The sequence below is a fragment of the Brevibacillus parabrevis genome (genome assembly GCF_022701015.1).
Lineage (GTDB): Bacteria > Bacillota > Bacilli > Brevibacillales > Brevibacillaceae > Brevibacillus > Brevibacillus parabrevis.
Map to the genome: position 1 here is coordinate 2,996,301 of NZ_CP064090.1, position 22,890 is coordinate 3,019,190.

Below are 22,890 nucleotides of genomic sequence, written 5' to 3' on the forward strand. Positions count from 1 at the left end.
CTCCTTTTCGCTTCTGCCGATTATGACCCTGGCCGTTTGCGCCTGAACAAGAGATACAGGAAGAACGGAGCGCCCACTCCGGCGGTAAATACGCCCGCAGGAATATCGAGCGGCAAGAACAGCATTCGTCCCGCCAGATCGGCAAGCAGCAGCACGATTGCGCCGATGAGCGCTGCCGTCGGGATGACGATTCCGTAGCGATTGCCGACGAGCTTTCTCGCCATATGCGGGGCAAGCAGGCCGATGAAGGAGATCGTTCCGGCGATGCCGACCGCTACCCCGGCGAGGGCGACGCTGAGTAGCATCGCGACCATTCGGCTCATCTGAAGTCTGCTGCCGAGACCGATCGCTGTTTCTTCGCCGAGCGCCTGAATGTCCAGCTCTTTGGCATACAAGAGCGACAGCGGGATCAAAGCGACGATCCACGGCCAGATGGCCTTGATATAGCTCCAGTTCGTCCCGTACAAGCTGCCCGTCATCCAGTTCAGCACCTGGGCGGCGAGATAGGCGGGGCCGCTCAGCAGCAAAAACATCGTCAAGGCGCTCATCGCCGTCGAGATGCCGATACCGATTAGCACGAGCCGGGACGGAGTGACTCCCTTTTTCCAGGCGAACGAGTAGTTGACCGAAGCAGCGGCGAATGCCCCTGCGATCGCGATGATCGGCACGTAATGAATACTGTAGCTGGTAAAGGCGGTCATAAAAGCGACCACCGCTACCGAAGCGCCGCCCGTAACGCCGAGCAGGTCCGGAGAAGCGAGCGGATTGCGGATCACTCCTTGCAGCAGGCTGCCGGAAACAGCCAATGCCGCGCCGATCAGGAGCGCCGCTACGATGCGTGGCAAACGAAACTGTGTAATAATCAGATCGCTTCCTTCGCTGTTCATGCCGACAAGCGACAGGACCACGTCCCGAATCGGAATGGATACACTGCCGAGCGACAGACAGAAGACGGCGAGGATCAAAGCCGCAACGGCAAGCGAGCTTACGATCGTCGCATTTTTCCATGTCGGACGTCTCTTCATGACTTCCTCCTTCTCGCCACGAAGATCAGGAACGGAACGCCGATCAGCGCCGTCGCCACGCCGACCGGGACTTCTTTCGGCATAAGGACGAAGCGCGCGGCGAGGTCAGCCGCTACCAGCAAAATCGCTCCGGTCAAGGCGCTGTAAGGAAGCAGCCAGCGGTGATCGCTGCCTACTGCGTATCGGCACAGATGCGGCACGATGAGTCCGACGAAGGCGATCGGTCCCGCCGCCGCTACGGAGCTGCCAGCCAGAAGGACGACTGCGAGCGCGGAGGCGGCCCGGATCAGTGTCAGCCGCTGACCGAGCGACTTGGCGTTGTCGTCGCCTAGCGCCAGCACATTGAGGGAGCCTGCGATCAGCATTGCGAGGAGCCAGCCGACGCACAAGTACGGCAGGACGAACAGCAGATGGCCCAGCTCTCGACCCGATACAGAGCCGATCATCCAGAGCAGCGCCGTTTCCAGCGAATGCTTGTGAATGAGCATAATCCCTGAGGTGACCGAGGACGCGAAGGCAGCAACAGCCGCCCCGGCCAGCGTCAGCTTGATCGGCTCGAAACCGCCGCCCCCCTGCATGCTCAGCGTGTATACGAACAAGGAAGTTATCGCCGCTCCGCCGAGCGCGATCCAGATCATGCTGCTCATCGGCAGCGACGATCCGGTTAAGGCAAGTCCGATAACGATAAACAGAACGGCACCGGAATTGATCCCGAGCAGAGAAGGCGAGGCTATCGGGTTTTTCGTCAGCACCTGCATGATCGCTCCGGCAACGGCCAAGCTCGCTCCGACGGCGGCGGCGATCAGCGCCCGGGGAACACGCGTAGTCGTCACGATCAGATGCTCGTTGGAGCCGTCAAACTGTGTATAGGCGAGCCAGATGTCGCGGAGGCCGAATTGTTGCAGCCCGAACAGGACGCTGGCCAGCATCCCGAGCAGAAGGATCGCACACCCGACGGCAAGCCCGATCCATTTTCGCTTGCGACTTTGCATCACTATCCCATTGTCCTTCACCTCTTTTCGTGTTCTGAACAAGAAAAAAACCGGCGTCAGCTTCAAGCCGACGCCAGCCAGCGTTTATGTTACTTCACTTCGAAATAAGCGGCCAACTCATCGAGCAGCAAGTTCGCCGCCTTGTAGCCGCCTGCCGAGTTCCAGATCGCCTCGTCTACCTGGATCACCTTGTTCGCTTTGGCAACGTTCAAGTTTTTGAACAGCGGGTCGTTTTTCCATTCCTCCACAACCTTCGCCGCATCGTTTTTCCCGGCTTGTTCCGACACGAAGTAAAACATGACGTCTCCGTCCATGCTCGGGATCGTTTCCTTCGTCATCACTTCGATAAACGAATCTTTGTCCTGAGCGGGCGGGCGAGCGATGCCGAGTTGATCGAGCAGCACCCCGGAGAATGTCTGCTTCTGGTAAATCCGCACCTGCGACGCGGAGAAGCGGACGACCGACACTTTTGTTGCCGCTTTGCTGCCCAGCTTCGCCTTCACGTCGGCAACGCGCTTGTTGAAGTCCGCCATCGCTTTTTCGCCTTCGTCCTTCTTGTTGATCGCTTCCATGTACAGCTTGAAATTGATTTGCCAGTCGCCAGCCAGGTCAGCCGCGAATATGGTCGGCGCAATCTGGTTCAACTGCTCGTATATTTTCTCCTGCCGGACTTTGTTTCCGATAATGAGATCCGGCTTCAAGCTTGCGATCATCTCGATATTCGGCTGCAACTCGTCGCCGACGACCGTGACGTCTTGCATCTCGTCCTTGATATGGTTGTACCACGGCGAGCCGACCCACGATTGGACGGCGCCGATCGGCTTCACGCCTACAGCAAGCAGCGCTTCCGTACCTTCGTTTGTCAAAATGACGACTCTCTTCGGCGTGCCGTTCACTGTCGTTTCGCCCATCGCGTGCTTGATGACGCGGGGCGCTTCTTTATCCGACGAAGTCTGGGACGCCGGGGCTGTCGCCTCTGTATTTTGCTGTTGTCCTGCCGGCCCGCTGGCCCCCGTACCCGGATTTGTCGTACCTCCGGAGCATGCGCTTAGCAGCAAAGCGAAGCAAAAGAGCAGTGTAACGGCTAAAGATGTTCTGGTCTTTCTACGCATCGATAAATGTCCCTCTCTCTCATGTTGATAACGATTATCAATTACATGAACACTATACCGTTGAAGCTCTCGCGCAACAATGGGAGATGTGGACAGGAAGGATGGATTTTTTAGACGTTGCTCCTGTTTCAGCGCCTTTTCTTTAAAAGCGGTCGGCGAAACGCCCTCGTTTTTTTTGAACTGGCGGCTGAAATAGTAGCTGTCCGGGTAACCGACGCTTTCGGCAATTTCTTTAAGCGTGCAATCGGTCCCAAGCAGCAGTTCTTTCGCTTTCGTCATGCGAAGCTGGATTAAGTAATCGATCGGGCTCGTCTCGTAGCGTCGCTTGAACCAGCGCAAAAATTGGCGCGGATTGCAGTCGAGCATCTCCACAAGCGATTCGAGCGTAATCGGCCGGGCGTAATGCTGGTTCATGAACAGCACCGCCTGGGTGACCGGGTCCGGCTTGATCGGCTCGATTCCTTGCTGGTCGAGCTGTCGCATGACTTCGTAGACGAATTGATAAAATAACGACTTCACATGCAATTTGTCGATAAGACCAGCCGCGATCCATTCCTTGGCCATTCGCTCGGCGATATCGAGCAAAAAAATCGGATATTGCGGCGCAAATCCGTACTGCATGCGAAACGGATCGTCCAGCTCCGCTTGCCGCATCAATTCTTTGCGGCTAGGAAGGGAGGCCGATGCCTTGTACAAAATCATGTAATATTCGAATGATTGCTTGGCGGCAATATCGAGGCAAACGCCCTTGCCCCCGTGAAAAAGATGAAACCGCTGCGCATCGTACGGCACTCCGTCGAGCCTTACTTGCGCGCTTCCGCGGGTCGCATACAAAAAAGCGTTGGCTGGCAGCCGATAGGCGAGCAGCTCTTCGCCGCTTTCCATGCTTCTATGTCGTATATCCATCACTTTGACGGAAGCCTGATTCCACAGCAACAGATGATCGTCCAGTTTCATTCGTTTCGCCTAGCCCCTTCCAACTCCAAGCTCAAGTCCATAATGCTCGTTGCTACTCATTATATTTGATAATAATTCTCAATTACAACGATTATTCTTATAAAAGGAGAAAAAAGATAGGGACCGTCAATGAAATGTCTACGTTGGAAGAGCGGATGACTTTGCTCGGGGAAGTATTCGGAATGCCTGAGCAAGCGAAGGAATTTATCGCACAGTATGAGACAAAACGCGAGGAATCATCTATGAAGATCTGGGGATGAAAGCTCCGGCCATGGTTGAAAAAGAGTTTTTCAACCGAGAGAATCCAAAATCGGAAGGCTACTATTCGCCGATTTCGCTGGAAGTGATTGGGGAATACTTGTACGACGCTGACATCATCGCATACACGAATTTTGCGCCCCAAGCAGACGTGCTGGAAAAGCAGCTTGACTCGGTTGGGATATGGAAAACGATTCCGGCAGTGAAGCAAGGAAATGTTATGTTTTATTCGGTTAGCGATACGCTGTCAGATTGTCAGATAGAAGGAAAAGCAAGCAGTGCCCGCTGTTTTGTTTGTAACCGCGGCTTGGCAGAGAGGGGGACAATCGCCTTTATCGTGTCAAGCCGCTTTTGGTGTTAGATGAGCGTTATCGTCCTTTGCTAGATGATAAGTCGCCTGGCTATCCTGGCTTGTTAGTGAGGCGATTTAGAGCAGCAGCCTTTTACGCTATCAAACAGGAGATCGAACTCCTGCCAAAAATAAAAATGTAGAGTTTGGCAACCGTGTTGATACATGGAATTTTATTGGGTTTTACATGGAGAGGTGAGCATAATAAAACGCTATAGTTGTGCCATTTGGGTATAAAGTCTGATTGGGAAGTGAGAAATAAGACATTTGATCAAGTTATTTTTATAACTGGATGTGCAGGTATTTTCTGGGTTTCGTCTAAATATGAAATGGTACAGAAGTTTGATTGAAAGGGAGATGTACTCTAGATAGGGACCTTTCAAGTGGGGCTAAAGTCCTTTTGGTGGAATGAATGAAACTCGTTGAGGCGATTTCGGTGAAAGGAAAGGATAATCTAGAACAATACTTAAGAAATATTTAAATTGCTACTACCACATTAAACAAATGCAAGTTGGAATCCTCTGTTAGTGGTGATGGTGCACATTGCACTGCAGGGGGAACAGAGAGCGCCGCCAGATCACTTTGTAAAAGATGCTTATATAAGTTGAATAGTATTTCGGATATTGCGGGCAACTAAATGAACGGAAGGGGCTGTTAATGCCATGCATATAGAAAAAATTCATATTAAGAATTTTCGGCTGCTTGAAGATATTGAAATTTCTCTTGATGAGAAGGCGACAGTCATAGTTGGTCGTAATAATAGTGGTAAGACATCATTTGCTGAACTTTTTCGTAGAATATCAACCGAAAGTTCGCCGAATTTTAAATTAGAAGACTTTACAATGAGCAAGCATATTCAGTTTTGGGAAGCGTATAACATTTTACAGCAGAATCATAAAGATGAGGAGCGCGCTCGAAAGACACTTCCTAGTATCGAAATGGAAATTAGTGTTGATTATAAGAATGATTCGAGCTATGGCGTGCTTAGCGATTTTATTATTGATTTAAACCCTAATTGTACTGTGGCGCATATAAAGATGTGTTATCAGCTAGAAGAAGGAAAGATGACTGCCTTTTTTGATGATATTAGGATTGACTCCACACTTTCGGAATCAGAACAGAAACGAATTTTTTTCAGAGTTATAAAAGAAAGAGTGCCTCGATTTTACAAAATGTTTCTTATGGCAGTAGATCCTAATGACGTTACCAATCAAAAAAAGTTGGATTGGAAAAAGATACAGGATTTAGTACGAGGTAGTTTTGTTAATGCACAAAGAGAATTAGGAGATATGACGAACAAAGAAAAGGATGTACTTGGTAAAATTCTTGAAGGACTTTTTAACTCGGCAAAGTCAGAATCGGCAAGTTTAGATGACCGAAAAGTGACTGAAAACATAAATATAACAATTCAAAAAATTCAAGGAGAACTTGACATTGATTTTAATAATCAACTAAAGAATTTACTACCTGCAATTTCGTTGTTCGGTTATCCTGGATTGCGTGATCCTAACTTGATCACTGAAACGCTTCTTAATATAGATACATTATTGAAGAACTATACTAAGATACGTTATTCAGGTCTCAATGGTGTACACTTGCCCGAATCTTATAATGGTCTTGGCGCTAGAAATTTAATCTTTATTTTGTTGAGAATGCTGGAATTTTACAAAGAGTTTATTGCAAAAAAACCAAGACCAATGGTACATCTGATATTTATTGAAGAGCCAGAAGCGCATCTTCATCCGCAAATGCAAGAAGTGTTCATTTCAAAACTCAACGAATTATCCTCGATTTTTTCTAAGCAATACAATAATGGGGAACCATGGCCTGTGCAGTTTGTAGTCACGACCCATTCGTCTCACATGGCGAATAAAGCAGAATTCTCGTCCATGCGCTATTTTATGACGACAAATAACCATAATACAAGCGATTTTTATACTACGAAAGTTAAGGATTTTAAAGCAGGTGTAGCAGGTGCTTTAGGTAATGAAGTAGCATTCTTACAACAATATATGACTTTGACACGATGCGATTTACTGTTTGCAGATAAGGCAATTTTGATAGAAGGTTCTACGGAAAGACTGCTTCTTCCAAAAATGATCGAGAAACTAGATAAAGATAACGGAGAGATTAATCTTGGTAGTCAATATATAACTGTAATGGAAGTAGGAGGAGCCTACGCACATAACTTTTTTAAATTATTGGACTTCCTAGAGCTTAAAACCTTAATCATTACTGATTTAGACACAGTTGATAGCACCCAAAATAATAGTGCTTGCAAAGTATCGGCAGGGAACAGGACAAGCAATGCTTGCATAAAGACATGGTTTCAGGCACCTGAAATAACACCAAACGAACTTATTAAGAAAACCGTCAAAGAAAAGATTAGCGGGGTTTACAGAATTGCATATCAAGTACCGGAATTTGAACAAGACGATATGCCTTGTGGGCGTAGTTTCGAGGAAGCATTTATTCTGGCTAATTTACAGTTATTTGGAATCAATGAAACCCACGTAGATCAAGCTGAAAATCAAGCATGGGATATCGCTCGAAAGGTGAAAAAGGTACAGTTTGCATTAGAATATGCTTTAGAGAAGACAGAATGGAACATTCCAAGATATATAAAGGAAGGTTTATTATGGCTAGGGGCTAACAAAATTGACGATACGGATGTACCCTCGAATATTCCTATTCCATTCAATATGGCTGAAGTTGCTGTTGCAAAGGAGGAATCTCATGATTGAGGTTGGTAATAAAAATCCAGCAGAAGAAGCTGCAGAAAGAGCTATTGCAGAAATTTATAGATGCTTGGATCAGAATAAGTCATTTTTACTTGAGGCAGGTGCTGGTGCAGGTAAAACGTACTCTTTAATTCAAGCTCTTAAATATATAGTTAATAAGCAAGGAAACGTTTTACTCCAAAGAAGTCAGCAAATTGCATGTATTACATATACGAATGTTGCATGCGATGAAATTAAAAATAGAGTGGATGGACATCCAGCAGTTTTAGCATCGACGATTCATGCATTTTGTTGGTCTTTGATTAAGGATTTTCAGTCACAACTATGGCATGAACTTTGTAATTTACCAAAATGGATTGAACGCTTTGAGAACGATAGCGTGAGAAATCCTAGAAAAATTGAGTACGATTTTGGTTATCCACAAGTAGAAAGTGAAAAAATTTCACTAGGGCACAATGATGTCATTTTACTTACAGCATTATTAATGAAAAACAATAAGTTTAGAAATATACTAAGTTCGCGATATCCTATACTATTTATCGATGAGTACCAAGACACAAATAAAGATTTTACAGAGGCTATCCTTAATCATTTCGTAGACAATAAAGAGTCGAGATGTTTAATCGGATTTTACGGTGATGGTTGGCAAAAAATTTATAGCGATGGATGTGGTGCAATTAAGAATGAGAACTTGCACTATATATATAAACAAGCTAATTTTCGTTCCGAAAAAGCTATCGTTAATGTATTGAACCTTGTGAGACCAGATTTAAAACAAGCTGTGAAAGATCCTCAATCAAATGGTGCAGTGAGGGTATTTCACACTAATGAGTGGTCGGGTGAAAGATTGACTAAGAGGCCATGGAAAGGCGATTTGCCTGCAGACATTGCTCACGAAAAGCTTGAGATGACAAGAGACATCTTAATGAAAGAAGGATGGGGGTTCGAACCTGAAAAAACTAAAATACTTATGCTGACTAACAATCTTTTGGCCAATGAACAAGGGTATTCTGGTATTGCGAAGGTATTTCAAGGAAGAAATGATGATTATGTAAGGCAGGAAGACCCACACATTGATTTTTTTGTGAATACTCTAGAACCGTTATGTTCTGCTTTTGAGAGTAAGCAGTATGGAACAATGTTTGAAGTACTCGATAGACGTACACCAAATATAACCTCACTTAGTGATAAAACAAAATGGGTTAATGACATGGAGGCTCTGATTCAATTACGGCTCAATGGGACAATTGGCGAAGTATTAGCTTATATTACAAATGTTAAACGACCACGTTTATCAGCGAAGGTGGAGGAGAGAGAACAAAAATATAATGAATATAAATTAAATAGCTCATATGAGCAGAATGAGTCAATGGAACGTCTTGGAATGTTAAGGAGCATACCTTACCGTGAAGTCATTGCTTTAACTCATTACATTAAGGAAAAGACCCCGTTTTCAACAAAGCATGGAGTAAAAGGGGCTGAATTTGAGAATGTACTTGTAGTTATTGGGCGTGGATGGGATCTATATAATTTCAACCAGTTTCTTGAACTTTCAAAGGCCCCAGAAACTATACCTAACAATAAAGTGGATTTTTATGAGAGGAATAGAAATCTATTCTATGTTGCCATTTCTCGACCAATGAAACGACTGGCAATACTGTTCACACAAGAACTTTCTGAGGACGCATTATCTGTTCTGACTAATTGGATGGAGCAGAAAAATATTCACGCAATCTAAAGAATCAACAAACTAGATTCATTGCAGTTGTCACAACACCAGCACGTCCATCATCTCGGCTATGTATCGTGTATTGCCTCTTACAATTAAATTAATAGAGAGCAGGTTCAGTTCGTATTAAATTCTCACAAATAGCTCAATTCGCTTGGATTATTGTCTCTTTTTGAATAATTGTCTAGGTCTCGAAATGAATAAAAAAGATCATAAACCTTGATTTTACAAGAATTTTAACGGAGGCAAATTTAAATGAGTCCCGCTCATGTTATGATGGTGTAGAACGTTCAGATTCTAGTAGTGGTAACATTGTGGAGATTCAAGTCCAGTGATGAACAAGCTCTTGGGTTTCCTTATAAGGAAACTCAGGAGTTTTTTGTTTTTTATGTGTTTGGTATAAACACATTTTTCATATTTCCATTATATAAATCTAATTGATTTAGTGAATTAATGATCAATGTGTATTATGGATTGCTCAAACTCAACACATATGGACGTTTCTCTTCACTCCAATACTTGCTAAACTTGCCTACATCATACATCAATTCAATTCATGAGGAGTGAAGAAAATGGATGGAGTGCGTTACAAGGTAAGAGAAGTGTTGGACAAGAGCAAGATTGAGGCATTTTTGCAGCAAGCGCGAATCGGGCATCTTGGCATGGTCGACGGACAGTTGCCGTATGTGGTTCCGCTCAATTTTGTTTGGACAAATGGGAAGCTTTACTTCCATGGAGCCACTGGCGGGAGACGCAATCAGGTGATGAGCGCGAATGCGGAGGTCTGTTTTACGGTTTGCGAGGAATACGGAACGATTACTGATCCGGTGCCAGCCAAGACGGACACAGCGTATATGAGTGTCATCGTTTTTGGCAAGGCAGAACCCGTCGCCGATCTGGATGAAGCGACACACATGCTGCAAGAAATGATTCATAAATACGTGCCTGGTTACTATAAACGGCCGTTGCCCAAGCAGCACGTAGACAAATACCGTTCAGCGGTATTCGGTGGCCCGGTGCAGGTGTATCGAATTGATCCACAGCACATCACCGCCAAAGAAAATCCAATAGAGGAAGAAAAAATGTTCAAACCGGGACTAACGGTGTGACTGGTATGAAAATCCGGCGGCTTGCATTCGCTTGATCGCGGCAATCTCGGAAAAGTAGGAGACAGAGGCTACTCTGCCCGGCGTGGGGGAACGCCTCATCCGAATCTTCATCAGAAAGAAGGCAGGGAAGATGGAAAATCTCGTTGCGGAGAATCTGCAAACTGTACGGCAGCAGATGAAAACGGCTTGCCAAGCCTCGGGACGCAAGCTTGAGGACGTGAAGCTGTTGTTGGCGACCAAAACCGTCCCGCTGGAAAAATTGCAATTAGCCATGCAAGCGGGGGAAACGCTGTTTGGAGAAAACAAAGCGCAGGAGCTGCGCGGCAAATTTCCGCTGATGGAGCAGTACAAGCAGGTGGAATGGCATTTTATCGGGCATTTGCAGACGAATAAAGTGAAGGACGTCGTCAAATATGTGACGCTCATCCATTCTGTGGACCGTCTGAAACTGGGGCAAGCTTTGCACCAGCAGCTCCTTAAAGAGAACAAGACGATGAACATACTGGTGCAAATCAACACGTCCTACGAAGAAAGCAAATTTGGTGCGCCACCGGAAGCAGCACTGGAACTGGTCGAGCAATTGGCGCAGTTTGAGACGTTAAACATAAAAGGCTTAATGACCATCGGAAAGCTGAATGCGACAAACGACGAGACCCGCCACTGTTTCCGACTATTAAAAAGGATTCAGACAGAGATCAGGGAGAAAAAGCTGCCGCGAGTCGAAATGGACATCCTGTCGATGGGAATGTCCGGCGATTTCACGGTAGCGATTGAAGAAGGGGCTACGATCATTCGCGTAGGAACGAAAGTGTTCGGCCAGCGTTACTTGCCGGACAGTTATTACTGGAATGAACATGCGCGTCAGGACGACTAGGGGAAAACAGGCGGGGATGCTTGCGTCATAAAAGCATCCCCGCTAGACGTTTTATGCCTGCTGCAATGGCTCGTTCGTCTACTTTGGCAAAACCGAGGACAAAACCTTTCCGGTCGCTTTCCAAACAATACTTGCTGAGCGGATAAACCCGGATTCCTTGTTCGAGCGCCAGGTTCGTCGCGGCTTCTTCGGCAAACGATTGCTCGGCTTCAAGAAGCATGTGCAAGCCCGTTTCCACGCCGCTCAGTGTGAACTGTTCGCCAAGCCCCGTCGAGAGAATCGCTTTTGTCATAGCCTCGTGCCTGCGCCGATACACATTGCGAACTCGCCGCATATGGCGCATGAAATGACCGTGTTCGATAAAATGAGCAAGCGTCAATTGCTCCATGATCGGAAGATGGCGGTAGGTTAATTCCTGAACGCGAGCGAGCTGGCGAATGGCCGCTTTGGGACCAACGATGGCCGACAGGCGAATGCCGGGAGCGACCATTTTGGAAAAACTCATCATGTACAGCGTGTTTTGAGGTCGTTGACTGAACAAAGTTGGAAGCGGATCACCGCGATAGCGAAATTCACTGTCGTAATCATCTTCGACAATCCAGAACCGCCGCTCGGCAGCCATGTGCAACAATTGTTGCCTGCGAGGTTCCGACAAAATGACGCCAACCGCACACTGGTGCGATGGGGTAACAAACACAAGCTTGGACGCAGGGGGAACATGGTCGACGCAAAGTCCGTACTCGTCGACCGGAACGGGAACAACTTGCATGCGCCGATACTTCATCGCCATCCAGGCAGCAGGGAAGCCGGGATCTTCTACCGAAACCGTTTCTCCTTCTTGCAAAAGCGCTTGCGCGATCAAATCGAGACTGTGCTGTGCGCCAGAGGTTAACAGGATTTGGTCGCTATCCACATGAACGCCCCGTTCGAGCGACAAATAGCGTTGAATTTGCTCCCGCAGCGGCAAAAATCCATAAGGATCGCCGTAAGCCCAACTGTCCAGGCTTGTTTCTGTGGTAGCCTGCAAAAAGGATTGCCGCCAATTTCTTTGAAAATGCTCATCCAAATACGGCTCGTGGGGAGTGAAATCGATCGCTATTTTTGGATTGTCTTTAGCGCCGAACCAACTGTGCAACTGGCCGACTGCATCGTTTAATAAAGGCAACTCGGGCGGAAAAAGCTCCGGGGGCGAAGCCTCCTCTGCCGGACGAGCTGCATAAATCCATTCGCTTACTCTCGTCCCGCCGCGGCGAGAAGTTACCGTGTAGCCCCGGCTGTACAGCTCCTCGTAAACGATCTGTATGGTTGAACGGGAAACGCCAACCAATGGAGCAAGCTCGCGGGACGGGAGCAGCAGCTCGCCTGGCGGCCATTTTCCGGTTGTAATGTTATGAATCGCCTGATCCAAAAGTTGCTGCCAGATGGGCCGGGCGTCATCGCGGTTTACTTTTAGCATTTGTTCACCTTCGCGTGTTTGTACTGTTAGTATGGATTGCACGAGATGCTGGTTTATTGCTAAAAAGTGTCAATCCAATAATTGGTATACTAGCACGACAATCTTTGCTTTGGCAACACGGCAAGGCTATAGAAGAAACATAGCCGACTTTCCCCAACAGGAAGATTGGCTTTTTACAGTTGGAGCCTCAAGCTGCTCCTGCTGGCGTACGTCTTGTGCCACTCGGGAGTTGTGGTATAACTAGAAAAGAAGAACTGGCAGCGAAAGAGGTGACATTCCTTTTATGGAAGCAACCCTTCACGTTTGGAAAGAAGGCGGCATCATGCAGTGGGAAAGCACGCAGCCGTCCATCGAGATTACGTGCTTTGCGCCTACGATCCTCACTCCCATGACGGGCCGGATTCGCGTGAACGATGGCAAGAAAACGCTACAGCTGGAGTCGATGAGGATGATGTTTTTGCGTCCGGGCGACTCGGTCACGTTGGTCCGGGACGGGGCGGAACTTCCGGCTGTCTGCCGCATTTGCTTCGAAAGCTATCGGTTGGCCCAGCACGATGACGACACCATTATGTACCGCAATGATCGCAGCGGTTTGCCTGCGAGCGGCTGGATCACCAACAAACTGCCGTATCGGGCAACTGTGCTCGTGAACGAACTCGTGCGTTTGCAGGCGAATCCGTCTGGGCATACGGCAAAAGCGGAGCGGCACCACCACCTTTTCAAAGAGCTGATGCAGCTCGTTTTGCACTATGAGACGACACCTGAGCTGGATTGGGAGCCTTCCATTCACAGGGCGATCACGTATATCGACGAGAACTACCGAAGCCCGATTACCCGTTCCGAGCTGGCGCGTCTGGCCGGGTTTCATACGAGCTATTTTTCCACGATGTTTGCCAAAAAGCTGGGGTGGGGCTATTCCGAATATTTGAATCGCGTACGGATTGACCGGGCAAAAGAGCACTTGCTGGCGTCGACCATGACGATCAACGAGATTGCCCTTGAGGTCGGCTACAGCAACGGCGAATATTTGAGCCGAAAATTCAAGCAGCTGACAGGCATGTCTCCCGGCGAGTTTCGCAGTCGTCCGGCCCCGAAAAAAATCGCGGCCTTTCAATTCGCAGGGGCCTTGCTGGCGCTCGGTGTCACGCCTGTAGCCACAGATGCCGAATTGGTGCGCGGCTCGCTCCTGTTGCAGGAGGAATTGCGCGATGTTCCGATCATAAAGGGAGCGTACGATGACGAACAGCTCGGCAAGCTGAAACCGGATCTCATTTTGGCGCCTACATACTTTTACCATACGCCTGGCCGGATGAAGCAATTGGAGAAGATCGCGCCTGTCCTCACTCTGGAATGGGCCAAGCTGGACCCTCTGGCGGAAATGCAGCTGATCGGCAAGCTGATTGGCAGAGAATCGGAAGCACAGCGATGGCTGACAAAATATCAGGCACAAGTTGACGAAGCGAGACAAAGTCTGCGCGCATTGATTGACAGAGGGGAGACGGCAGCCGTCTATGAATGGCGTAGCGACGGCATCTTCATTTGGGACAAAACAGCTCGCGGAGCGTTTAACTTGTACGAAGCTCTTGGCATCCGCCCGCCTGAAACTGTGCGCCGCGATGTACTCGTGCGAGGAAAGCATCTTTGGATAACGGAAGACAGGCTGCCCGACTACATGGCAGACCATATGTTTGTGATCGATGCCCGCGACGACCAGAGTGACGAGGGAGAGCATGTATTGGCGAGCATGCATGGAAAGGGACGGGTGTACCGACTGTCCTTGAACGAATTTTGGAGCAGCGGCGGCTTGGCATTGGAGCGGCAACTGCGCATCCAGACGAATTGCCTGATCGCTGGTGAGACGGAGTGAACATTTATCCATAAAAAGCGGCAACATTATGAAATAGACGGCCTGTGGAAAAGCTTGCTATGATGAGTACGGATTTTAATGATAATGATTATCGTTATTGCTTTGATCTTTTCTCATTATGAAGCAAGAAGGGGCTGTGCAGGATGAACAGAACAAGCGAGCGAGTATCCCGGCCGCTGATGAAATTGGCCATGTGGCTGCTGGTCATGACGGTGTTGCTGGCTGCATGCGGCGGTACCGCAGGAACAAATCCGCAACCGGAGGGGCAAAAAGACACGGCTGCTGCGTCTGACGAACAGAGCAAGCCAGCCACCCGAAAAATACAGACCGTCAACGGAGAAATCGAAATTCCCGCTGAGCCGAAGCGGATTGTCGCCCAAGGATATTTGGCTACGTTCCTGGCGCTTGGCGTCAAGCCTGTCGGAGCGCCGTTTTGGGATATCGATTCGCCGCATATCAAATCACAGACGGCTGGCATCGAGGATATCGGAACGATTGACGCCGGCAGCGTCGAGAAAATTTTGTCGCTCAATCCCGATTTGATCGTTACGTTGAGCGATGATCCCAAGCTGTATGAGCAGCTGAGCAAAATCGCGCCGACGATCGTTTTCGTCCATACGACCTTCAAAGACTCACGCGATCAAATTCGGACGTTTGGCGAGATTTTGGGCAAGGAAAAAGAAGCCGAGGCGTGGATTGCCTCCTTCAACGACACCGTTGCCAAAGCCAAACAAAGAATCAAGGGAGTCGTCGACGAAAATGCGACCGTGGCGATCATGGGCGGGTTTGAAAAGCAGCTGGTCGTTTACGGGCAAGGTCTGTGGCGAGGAGCCGAAGCGATGTACAGGCACCTCGGACTGAAACGGCCGCCACAGGTGCAAAAATTCGTCGATGAGGGCAAGGAGAACATGACGATTTCGCTGGAGCAGGTCAAAGAGTTTTCGGGCGACTACCTGTTTGTCGAGTCTGGCAAGCAGGCGGGTCTTGACCCGGAGAGTCCGATCTGGAATACGCTGGACGTCGTCAAAAAAGGGCATGTCTACCAGATGGACACCGATTATTTTTGGCCGTACGACCCGATTGCTGTCCAAGCGCAAATCAATCTGATTGCCGATATGCTCGTGGAGGGCAAGCACAAATTATAAGCGCAACCCGTATTCACACAACCGCATCATAGCTCGCCAATCGGCTCGTGCCTTTTTCCAAAAGGACGGGCCGATTTCGCTATTCCGAAGTGTTTGCTCCCTGATGAGTGCCGCTGTTTCCGGAAGGGCGATCCGCGTCTGTCGCGCCAGAACAGCGGCGTTTTTGGAGAATTGTGCATGTCCCTTTAGGTTTCTGTGTATTTCCAATTGCGAGCGCCCTTGCTACACTAATTGTCGAGAATGATTATCAATTGGACTCGTCATGAAAGTGCTGCTGCTTTGAGGAAGACAAGGCGGGCAGCCATGGCAAAAGAAAGGGATGATCGGCAGCAGGGGAGCAAACGGAAAGCGCAAGGCCAGGTTTTCAATACAGGAATGAAACGATGCTGGAGGAACCGACATGAATAGATGGACAGGAATCATTTTTTCGCTAGTTTTGCTGATAGGAGTGCTGGCTGGCTGCGCTGGAGGGGGAACGGAGCAGACGCCTTCCGCGAGTTCTTCGTCAAAAGGCGAATGGCCAAGGACGATTACCGACGGTGCGGGCCATCAAGTGACGATCAAGGAGCAGCCGAAGCGCATTGCTGTGCTGCATCCTCTGTTCCTTGACTACTTTTTCGCATTGGACGTGCCGCCGATTGCCTCGGGCAGTGCAGAGAGTGCGCTGAAAGAATACGCGACCTTGCAGCCGTATGTGGGCAAGGCGGAGATTATCGATCTGGGCAGCGGCAAAGATTTGAACATGGAAGCGATCATTGCGGCAAAGCCTGACCTGATTGTCAGCTTCAAAGGCCATGGCGATGCCCAGTACGACGATCTGTCGAAAATCGCGCCCTTCATTCAAATTGACTACAGTGACAAATGGGAAAACGCCACCATGCTGTGCGCACAGGCGATCGGAAAAGAACAATTGGGCGAACAGCTCGTCAAAGATACGAAAGAGAAGATCGCCAAAACAAAAGAGCGGCTGGGCGATCTGAAAACAAAAACGTTTGCCTTGTTGCGGGTGAGCAGCAAAAACGGTTTTACCGCCCAAGGGACGAAAAATACGGTTTACTACAACGAGACAGAAGGATTTGGCCTGAAAAAGCCAGATCAGTACCCGGAAGAGGGGGGCGAGCTTTCCCTGGAAGCTCTTGCGGAAATGAATCCCGACTACATCATCATTCAGCACAAGCTTGACGCTGCCCAAGCAGCCATCCAGGACAAGCAAGGATCGGCTGTATGGAACTCGTTGAAGGCAGTCAAAAACAACCAGGTTTTACTGTTTGATAACTCGTTGAATACAGGCAGCGTGCTGGCGATCCGCCTGGCTGCCGACAACTTTTCCAAGCTGGCGGGGAAATAGGCGAAACAGCCACCGGAAAAGAAAGCCTTGCAAGCGAGATGGAATGAGAAGCGGACCGAAGCAGCTTTGTTTCGGTCCGTTTTCGCATGTTTATGATTCCCCTGGTTGTCCCAAGCTTTTGCGTCGTCCGTTGATGAACAAGAGAGACAAGGCGAGCAGGAAGAGGACGGCTGCAAAAAGCACAACCCCTTTTGCCTGAAGAATGAGGCCGACCAGTAGCGAGGCGAGGATCGTCCCGGCGTAACGGGCTGTCATGAACAATCCGGTGGCGACGCCAATGATCTCTTTTGGCGTGGAGCGGAACAAGGCGGCCTGCATGCCTACGCTGTTCAGCCCGTTGCTTACGCCAAACGCTGCCAATGCCACACAGACGCTGATCATCGGGGAGGCAGGATTCAACATCGCGAGCCAGACAGCGCCGAAGAGCATCAAGACAGCAGAGACGAGCAAAGCAGGGCGGGGTCCAGACTTGTCGATCCAGCGTCCGGCTAATGGCGACGCGATCAACGACCCCAAGCCAAGGCTTAACATCAAGAGTCCGGTATGCAGCTCGGAGACGTGACGAACGGTTTGCAAATAAACCGGCAGGCCGAAAAATATCGCGTAAAACACGACGTTGACGAGGACAAATTGGATATGAACCCATGTCATGGCACGGTATTTGGCGAATGCGCGCAAAGGCAGAAACGGTGACGATACCCGCAGCTCGTGACGAATGAAGACCGCCAAGATCACCAGGCCGATTCCGCCGAGAATGACGTTGCCATAAGCGAGAGGCCCGGCCGACTTCGCCTGGAAAAAGCCGATGAGCAAGGCGACAAGCCCCGCTGTGAACAAGGCAATTCCCGGGATGTCCAACAGCGCAATCCATTGGCGCAAGGAAAGCTGCCGGGTTACGGACGTGGACGGCTCGTCGCGCGGAATCATTTTCCACACGAGCAAAAAACTCGCCAAAGCAAACGGAAGGTTGACGAAGAAGATAGAAGGCCAATCCCACCAATGAATGAGCACTCCGCCAATAAAAGGCCCGATGGCAGCCGCCGTGGACTGGAACAAGGATAACACGCCAAGCGCCGTCCCTTGCTTTTCCGTAACATGATGCCGCACGATGGCGATTCCGACTGCCACGACCATGCTCGTGCCAATCGACTGCCCGATGCGACAAACAAGAAGCCAGCCAAACGTGGCGGAGAAGGGGGCAAGCAACGAAGCGATCCCGGCGATGACCAGCCCGACGAGAAAAATGCGTTTTCGCCCAAACAGATCGCTGGCCTTGCCCATCACGGGCTGCGCGATTGCGCTTGTTATGTAGAACGAAAACAGAATCCAGGAAACGGTAGCAAAGTCCAAAGCATACACTTGTTGCAGTCTGGCAATGGCAACGGCGATCATCGATGAATTTAACGGATTCAGCAAGATGCCCAGTCCGACGGCGACCATCAGCCACTTTTGACGAATCTCCATGTTTGTTCCTCCCATACGTTATTGCTGTCATCGTACGGGAAACCATTCATTTATTCCAACGCATTTGATGCTATACTTTCATTGATTAAAAGGAATGAATGGAAGGGGGATGGCGGCATGGAACTTTTGCAGTTGCAATATTTTCTCACGGTAGCCAGGCTGGAGCATGTGACCGAGGCTGCCCGAAGCCTGCATGTGACGCAATCGTCGTTAAGCAAAACGATTCAGCGGCTGGAAGAGGACTTAGGGGCTCCGCTATTCGATAGAGTGGGCAGAAGGCTGCGTTTAAACGAGCACGGCAGCCGATTTTTGCTCCGGGCTGAGCGGGCTTTGCTGGAACTGGAAGAAGGCAAACGGGAAATTCGCGATTGGACCCAGGCTGAGTACGGAACACTCAAGTTGGCGGTGACCAATGCGAGCACGCTGCCCGGGATTTTGAGTGAATTTCGGAAACAATGGCCGATGATTCACTTTCACGTCCAAATGGTGACTACGCAAGAGATGCTGACGGCGCTCAGGCGCGGGGAGGCGGATTTTTGCCTGTCGTCTTTTCCGGTACAGGACGACGAAATCCAATGCCAGACATTGTTTCTCGATCCGATTCTCGTCGCTGTGCCCAAAAACCACCGACTGGCTGGACGGCGAAGTGTCGCTTTGGCTGAGCTGCAAGACGAGTGGTTTGTCGGAGTCAAACGGGGGTATGCCACGCGCGACTTGGTGGATGCGGTTTGCCACGAAGCCGGATTTGAGCCTGCCTATGTGTACGAGGGCGATGAACCTGCGAGGCTCGTCACTTTCGTGGAAGCAGGGATCGGCATCGCTTTTATTCCGTGCACAGGGAGGAGCCTGCACGAACAAGTCCACTATTTGCGAATCGAGGATCAGCGGCTGGCACGAGAGATTACGTTGCTATGGCACAAAAGTCGGTATATTTCCCGTGCTGCGCAACATTTTCGTTGCGTCGTGGAAGCGTATTTCGCCGATGTGACCGGAAATGCCGTGCTGTCTTTTTGCCAAGCCGATTCCCCGCCGGACTGCTCTTGCTGATGCCAGTCCAGGTCAAGCAAGCCGAAGCCATGCTGCCAGCCCGAGTGGAGCATGGCTTCGGCTTTTGGAACTTGGACGATGCATTCACCAGCGTCTTGACACTGGAGCAGTTTCCCGCCATGTGGACATGAAAAACCCCGTTTCCTTGCGAACGGCAAGCTTTTGCCAGACGCAGGAAAGCGGGGACTTTTTTGTGGAAAAAGGCTAGGCAGATGTTTGTTTGCTTGGTTGACTTTGCCTGGTTCGCGCATTCGCCACCAAACTGAGCAAAATCAGCGCGAGGTTAAAGGCCATGGCGATTGTAACTCCTGCGGCCATGGACATTCCGGCGGTTTGGCTCATGGCGACTACGGCTCCGCCGATCCCGACCGCCACGCCGGGGGTAAAGGAGTCCGCGAATTGCAGGTTGCCAGATACTTGACCAGCTTCCCCTTCCCTGACCAGAGTGAAGGCGACTGTTCCGCTTACGGTATGCGCCAATCCGATGCCGATCCCGATGATGACTTCCCCGATTACCGCCATCGCAATCGTCAGGGATGGCACCCACAGCATGACGCCGATCCCGACAAGCATCAGCAAAATCCCGAGCGTGATTCGCTTCGAGCGTCCGCGACCTTGATCGGCTGCGTCCCAGCGAGCCTGCAAAATCGCCACGATGCACCAGCTGAACGCCGCGCTTGCCACGATCAGCCCCGCTTTGTCCGGAGCAAGCCCTTTCGTTTTTGTCAAAGCGAGCACGAGAAAATTTTGCGTGCAGACATAGGCGGCGAAAAAGAGTCCGCGGGAAGCGAGCAGAGCCGACAAGCCAGTTTGAAAAGTAAAGGTTCCTGAGGGCAGCAGCTTGCGGAGAGGTTGAACCATCAAAGCGAGGCCCACGATGATGAGCGCGACTCCCCATACTTGCGGCAGCATGCCGAGTCCGCTCAAAAACAGCCCGGTTCCGACCGCGAGCAGCACAGACAGGCCGACCACGCCGGATTCGTCTTTCGCTGGAGCAGCGGGGATCGTCAGCTTGCGGAAGGCAGGCAGCGTGAGGAGCACGGCAAGAAGCACGAAAGGCAGCACGCCCCAAAAGACGAATCGCCACGAAAAGTGTTCGGCAATCAATCCCGCTACATAGGGCCCGAGCATGGAAGGGAGCACGTAAGCAGTGCCTAATGAACCCAATATTTTGGCGCGAAGTTCATCGGGATAACTCAGCGAGATGGCCGTGTACATGCAAGTGTACATGGCTCCCGCACCGAAGCCTTGCAAGACGCGCGAACCGATCATGACGTACATGTTGGAAGCGATGGCGGCTGCGACGAGTCCGAGCGCGAACAAAGCGACCGCGATGGTGAAAAGCAGGGCAGGCCCTTTTCGGTCAATCTGACGGCCGACCACGAGCGTACCGACAATTTGCGCCAGCAAATAAGCGCTGAATATCCAGCCGAACAAATGAATCCCTTGCAAATCGCCAGCAATGACCGGAGCGACTGTTGTGACGGCCAATCCCTCGAAACCGATCGCCATCGCTGACAAAATGATCCCAATCGATAAAGCAAGATAACGCGGGCCAAAAATGCTTTGTGCAGACAAGCTGGTCACCTTCCTTCGCGGATTGTAAACAGAGCGGCAAAGTATCCGGATACTTTGTAAAGAAATTTCTTTAATTAACAAATTATACCTGCGTTTTGACTTTGTCAATATTTTTCTTTATAATCTAGACAGTCCGAATTTTGAAGGTGATGGGATTGAAAAAGTCGAACACAAATGCAAAAGACGGGGCAGAAAGAACGAGGCGGTCGATCATCAATCTGCTCAAGCAAAACGGCGCCATGGACGCCAATCAGCTGGCGAGCGAGCTGGGGGTGACCGCCATGGCGGTGCGGCAGCATTTATACGACCTGCAAGAGCAAAGGCTCGTCACTTTTTCCGAGGAACCGCGCTCAATGGGCCGACCGGCCAAAATGTGGGCGTTGACCTCTGAGGCAAACCGCCTGTTTCCGGACGGCTATGCCGATTTGACTGTCAGCTTGATCGAATCGATGAAGGAAGCTTTCGGCGAGGAAGGCTTGGAGAAGCTGATTGAAATTCGCAACCGCAAGCAAGTGCTGGACTATCAGAGCAAGGCGCCGCTTAGCTTGCCGTTGCAGGAAAAATTGCTTGCTTTGGCCAAATCGCGGACGGATGAAGGCTATATGGCAGAGATCATTGCCAACGAAGACGGCTCGTTTTATTTTGTCGAGAAGCACTGTCCGATCTGCGAGGCGGCGAGAGCCTGTTCCGGCTTGTGCAACAAGGAGCTGGAGATGTTTCAGGCCGTGCTCGGCGCTGGCTTGACGATAACGCGGGACGAACATATTTTGGCTGGGCATAATCGCTGTGTGTACCGGATCGTTCCTCAGGCCGATTCTGTCTGAATGTTTCGGCATAGCTTGCTGTGCGCTGTTGCTCCACAGGACTCGTAACAAAAGCGGGCTTGGCTACGGGTTACGGGTCTTGCGGGTCTATTTTCGCTATTCTTGACTTTATTTTCACGTGTGTTACAATAAAATGCAGAAAAGAACCTCTGGGCGCAAGATGAGCCAGAAGTTCGCAAAGCCACTTGCGCTGGCGAGTAGGTCGCAGAAGCGTGCGAGTGGACGTGCCTTTGTTTTGCGGGTGTAGTTCAATGGTAGAACTCCAGCCTTCCAAGCTGGTCGCGTGGGTTCGATTCCCATCACCCGCTCCATAGCGTTTGGCGGTGTAGCTCAGCTGGTTAGAGCGTTCGGTTCATACCCGAAAGGTCGGGGGTTCGATTCCCTCCGCCGCTACCTGATCTGATTGTGTCCATGGCGGTCGTGGCGAAGGGGTTAACGCACCGGATTGTGGCTCCGGCACTCGTGGGTTCAAGTCCCATCGATCGCCCCATACATCAAAAGGGAAAAGCCCAGCAGGTTCTTGCACGAGCCTGGCTGGGCTTTTTTGTGTTCTCGTCTTTTCGCGGGAAACAGCTTCTCCCCAGCTTACGGAAAAGGATGCGGCTGGAAAAAGTGAATCCGGTTGCCAAAAGGGTCTGTCACAGACACCTCATGCGTTCCCCATGACGTCTTTTCCAAACCCGGCCGGGCGTATTTGTACGACTTGCCAGCCAGTGTCTGGTGAAGCAGCTCGATGTCCTCGACCTGCACGCGGATCGCCGCACCCGGGCACGCATCTCCGTGATGCTCAGTCAGATGCAGCACGCAGTCAGGCGAGGAGACTTGCATGTACAGCGGAAAATTGTCCTCATAGCGATGCTCCCAATCGACCTGAAATCCGAGAAAGTCGACGTAAAATTCCTTCGCTTTTGCTTCGTCAAAAATGCGAAAAATCGGCATAACGGCAAGCGTCATCTTTTCACAAGCCTCCTTCATGTAGGAATCGCAATCTCTTCATACCATTCCATGCGACCAC

The 22,890-nt window shown here is 50.0% G+C and carries 19 protein-coding genes and 3 tRNA genes; 15 read left to right on the plus strand and 7 right to left on the minus strand.

From position 1 onward, the window contains the following. Window positions 1-20: 20 nt before the first annotated feature. The 3 genes from IRJ17_RS14315 to IRJ17_RS14325 all read right to left on the minus strand — a co-directional run bounded on the left by IRJ17_RS14315 (window position 21) and on the right by IRJ17_RS14325 (window position 4,086). Entirely contained in the window at window positions 21-1,025 is a 1,005-nt protein-coding gene (locus IRJ17_RS14315; RefSeq protein ID WP_242775151.1) for a FecCD family ABC transporter permease, read from the minus strand. Then, window positions 1,022-2,017 (minus strand): FecCD family ABC transporter permease, encoded by a 996-nt coding sequence (locus tag IRJ17_RS14320; protein WP_242775272.1) that lies wholly within the window; start codon window positions 2,015-2,017, stop codon window positions 1,022-1,024. The genes IRJ17_RS14315 and IRJ17_RS14320 overlap by 4 nt, the downstream gene beginning before the upstream one ends. Before the next feature lie 89 nt (window positions 2,018-2,106). After that, window positions 2,107-4,086 carry an AraC family transcriptional regulator gene (locus tag IRJ17_RS14325; protein WP_242775153.1) on the minus strand — a complete coding sequence of 660 codons (1,980 nt, stop codon included), beginning with the start codon at window positions 4,084-4,086 and terminating at the stop codon, window positions 2,107-2,109. A gap of 134 nt (window positions 4,087-4,220) precedes the next feature. On the opposite strand from IRJ17_RS14325, the gene IRJ17_RS28165 reads away from it, so the two are divergent. The 6 genes from IRJ17_RS28165 (at window position 4,221) to IRJ17_RS14350 (ending at window position 11,146) form a co-directional block, all read left to right on the plus strand. Further along, window positions 4,221-4,346, plus strand: coding sequence for a hypothetical protein (locus IRJ17_RS28165; RefSeq protein ID WP_278189524.1), 126 nt, complete (start codon window positions 4,221-4,223; stop codon window positions 4,344-4,346). Window positions 4,347-4,357: 11 nt separating this feature from the next. Then, on the plus strand, window positions 4,358-4,705 hold the full coding sequence (locus IRJ17_RS14330; RefSeq protein WP_242775156.1) for a TroA family protein: 348 nt from the start codon (window positions 4,358-4,360) through the stop codon (window positions 4,703-4,705). Window positions 4,706-5,355: 650 nt separating this feature from the next. Next, window positions 5,356-7,437 carry an ATP-dependent nuclease gene (locus IRJ17_RS14335; RefSeq protein ID WP_242775159.1) on the plus strand — a complete coding sequence of 694 codons (2,082 nt, stop codon included), beginning with the start codon at window positions 5,356-5,358 and terminating at the stop codon, window positions 7,435-7,437. Beyond that, a complete protein-coding gene (locus IRJ17_RS14340) occupies window positions 7,430-9,172 on the plus strand; it encodes a UvrD-helicase domain-containing protein (RefSeq protein ID WP_242775162.1) in 1,743 nt (580 codons plus the stop codon). The genes IRJ17_RS14335 and IRJ17_RS14340 overlap by 8 nt, the downstream gene beginning before the upstream one ends. A gap of 563 nt (window positions 9,173-9,735) precedes the next feature. After that, complete coding sequence (locus IRJ17_RS14345) at window positions 9,736-10,272, plus strand: pyridoxamine 5'-phosphate oxidase family protein (RefSeq protein WP_122964922.1); 537 nt, start codon at window positions 9,736-9,738, stop codon at window positions 10,270-10,272. 130 nt (window positions 10,273-10,402) lie between these two features. Continuing rightward, a complete protein-coding gene (locus tag IRJ17_RS14350) occupies window positions 10,403-11,146 on the plus strand; it encodes a YggS family pyridoxal phosphate-dependent enzyme (RefSeq protein WP_122965465.1) in 744 nt (247 codons plus the stop codon). A 25-nt stretch (window positions 11,147-11,171) separates the two neighbouring features. On the opposite strand, the gene pdxR is transcribed toward IRJ17_RS14350, so the two are convergent. Continuing rightward, on the minus strand, window positions 11,172-12,602 hold the full coding sequence (gene pdxR / locus IRJ17_RS14355) for a MocR-like pyridoxine biosynthesis transcription factor PdxR (protein WP_242775165.1): 1,431 nt from the start codon (window positions 12,600-12,602) through the stop codon (window positions 11,172-11,174). A gap of 283 nt (window positions 12,603-12,885) precedes the next feature. Between pdxR and IRJ17_RS14360 the strand changes: the two genes are divergently transcribed. From IRJ17_RS14360 to IRJ17_RS14370, 3 genes are all read left to right on the plus strand, one after another. Continuing rightward, window positions 12,886-14,469 carry a helix-turn-helix domain-containing protein gene (locus IRJ17_RS14360; RefSeq protein ID WP_242775168.1) on the plus strand — a complete coding sequence of 528 codons (1,584 nt, stop codon included), beginning with the start codon at window positions 12,886-12,888 and terminating at the stop codon, window positions 14,467-14,469. Window positions 14,470-14,612: 143 nt separating this feature from the next. Further along, window positions 14,613-15,614, plus strand: coding sequence for an ABC transporter substrate-binding protein (locus IRJ17_RS14365; RefSeq protein ID WP_242775170.1), 1,002 nt, complete (start codon window positions 14,613-14,615; stop codon window positions 15,612-15,614). A 400-nt stretch (window positions 15,615-16,014) separates the two neighbouring features. Then, window positions 16,015-16,962: an ABC transporter substrate-binding protein gene (locus tag IRJ17_RS14370; protein WP_242775172.1), complete on the plus strand. Its 948-nt coding sequence runs from the start codon at window positions 16,015-16,017 to the stop codon at window positions 16,960-16,962. Between the two features lie 90 nt (window positions 16,963-17,052). On the opposite strand, the gene IRJ17_RS14375 is transcribed toward IRJ17_RS14370, so the two are convergent. Then, on the minus strand, window positions 17,053-18,426 hold the full coding sequence (locus tag IRJ17_RS14375; RefSeq protein WP_242775174.1) for an MFS transporter: 1,374 nt from the start codon (window positions 18,424-18,426) through the stop codon (window positions 17,053-17,055). Window positions 18,427-18,543: 117 nt separating this feature from the next. Between IRJ17_RS14375 and IRJ17_RS14380 the strand changes: the two genes are divergently transcribed. Together IRJ17_RS14380 and IRJ17_RS28170 are read left to right on the plus strand one after the other, a co-directional pair. Continuing rightward, the gene (locus IRJ17_RS14380; protein WP_242775176.1) at window positions 18,544-19,473 is read left to right on the plus strand and encodes a LysR family transcriptional regulator; all 930 of its coding nucleotides are present in this window, start codon (window positions 18,544-18,546) and stop codon (window positions 19,471-19,473) included. Continuing rightward, window positions 19,473-19,604 carry a hypothetical protein gene (locus IRJ17_RS28170; RefSeq protein ID WP_256436804.1) on the plus strand — a complete coding sequence of 44 codons (132 nt, stop codon included), beginning with the start codon at window positions 19,473-19,475 and terminating at the stop codon, window positions 19,602-19,604. The genes IRJ17_RS14380 and IRJ17_RS28170 overlap by 1 nt, the downstream gene beginning before the upstream one ends. A gap of 73 nt (window positions 19,605-19,677) precedes the next feature. On the opposite strand, the gene IRJ17_RS14385 is transcribed toward IRJ17_RS28170, so the two are convergent. Beyond that, entirely contained in the window at window positions 19,678-21,060 is a 1,383-nt protein-coding gene (locus tag IRJ17_RS14385; protein ID WP_307723374.1) for an MFS transporter, read from the minus strand. Between the two features lie 146 nt (window positions 21,061-21,206). Between IRJ17_RS14385 and IRJ17_RS14390 the strand changes: the two genes are divergently transcribed. From IRJ17_RS14390 to IRJ17_RS14405, 4 genes are all read left to right on the plus strand, one after another. After that, the gene (locus IRJ17_RS14390; RefSeq protein ID WP_122964929.1) at window positions 21,207-21,875 is read left to right on the plus strand and encodes a helix-turn-helix transcriptional regulator; all 669 of its coding nucleotides are present in this window, start codon (window positions 21,207-21,209) and stop codon (window positions 21,873-21,875) included. Window positions 21,876-22,112: 237 nt separating this feature from the next. After that, window positions 22,113-22,186: transfer RNA gene (locus IRJ17_RS14395), tRNA-Gly, on the plus strand. Window positions 22,187-22,194: 8 nt separating this feature from the next. Next, window positions 22,195-22,268, plus strand: a tRNA-Met gene (locus IRJ17_RS14400). Window positions 22,269-22,289: 21 nt separating this feature from the next. Further along, window positions 22,290-22,365 (plus strand) — tRNA-His (locus IRJ17_RS14405). Window positions 22,366-22,460: 95 nt separating this feature from the next. On the opposite strand, the gene IRJ17_RS14410 is transcribed toward IRJ17_RS14405, so the two are convergent. Next, window positions 22,461-22,829: a glyoxalase superfamily protein gene (locus tag IRJ17_RS14410; protein WP_122964930.1), complete on the minus strand. Its 369-nt coding sequence runs from the start codon at window positions 22,827-22,829 to the stop codon at window positions 22,461-22,463. Window positions 22,830-22,890: the final 61 nt, after the last annotated feature.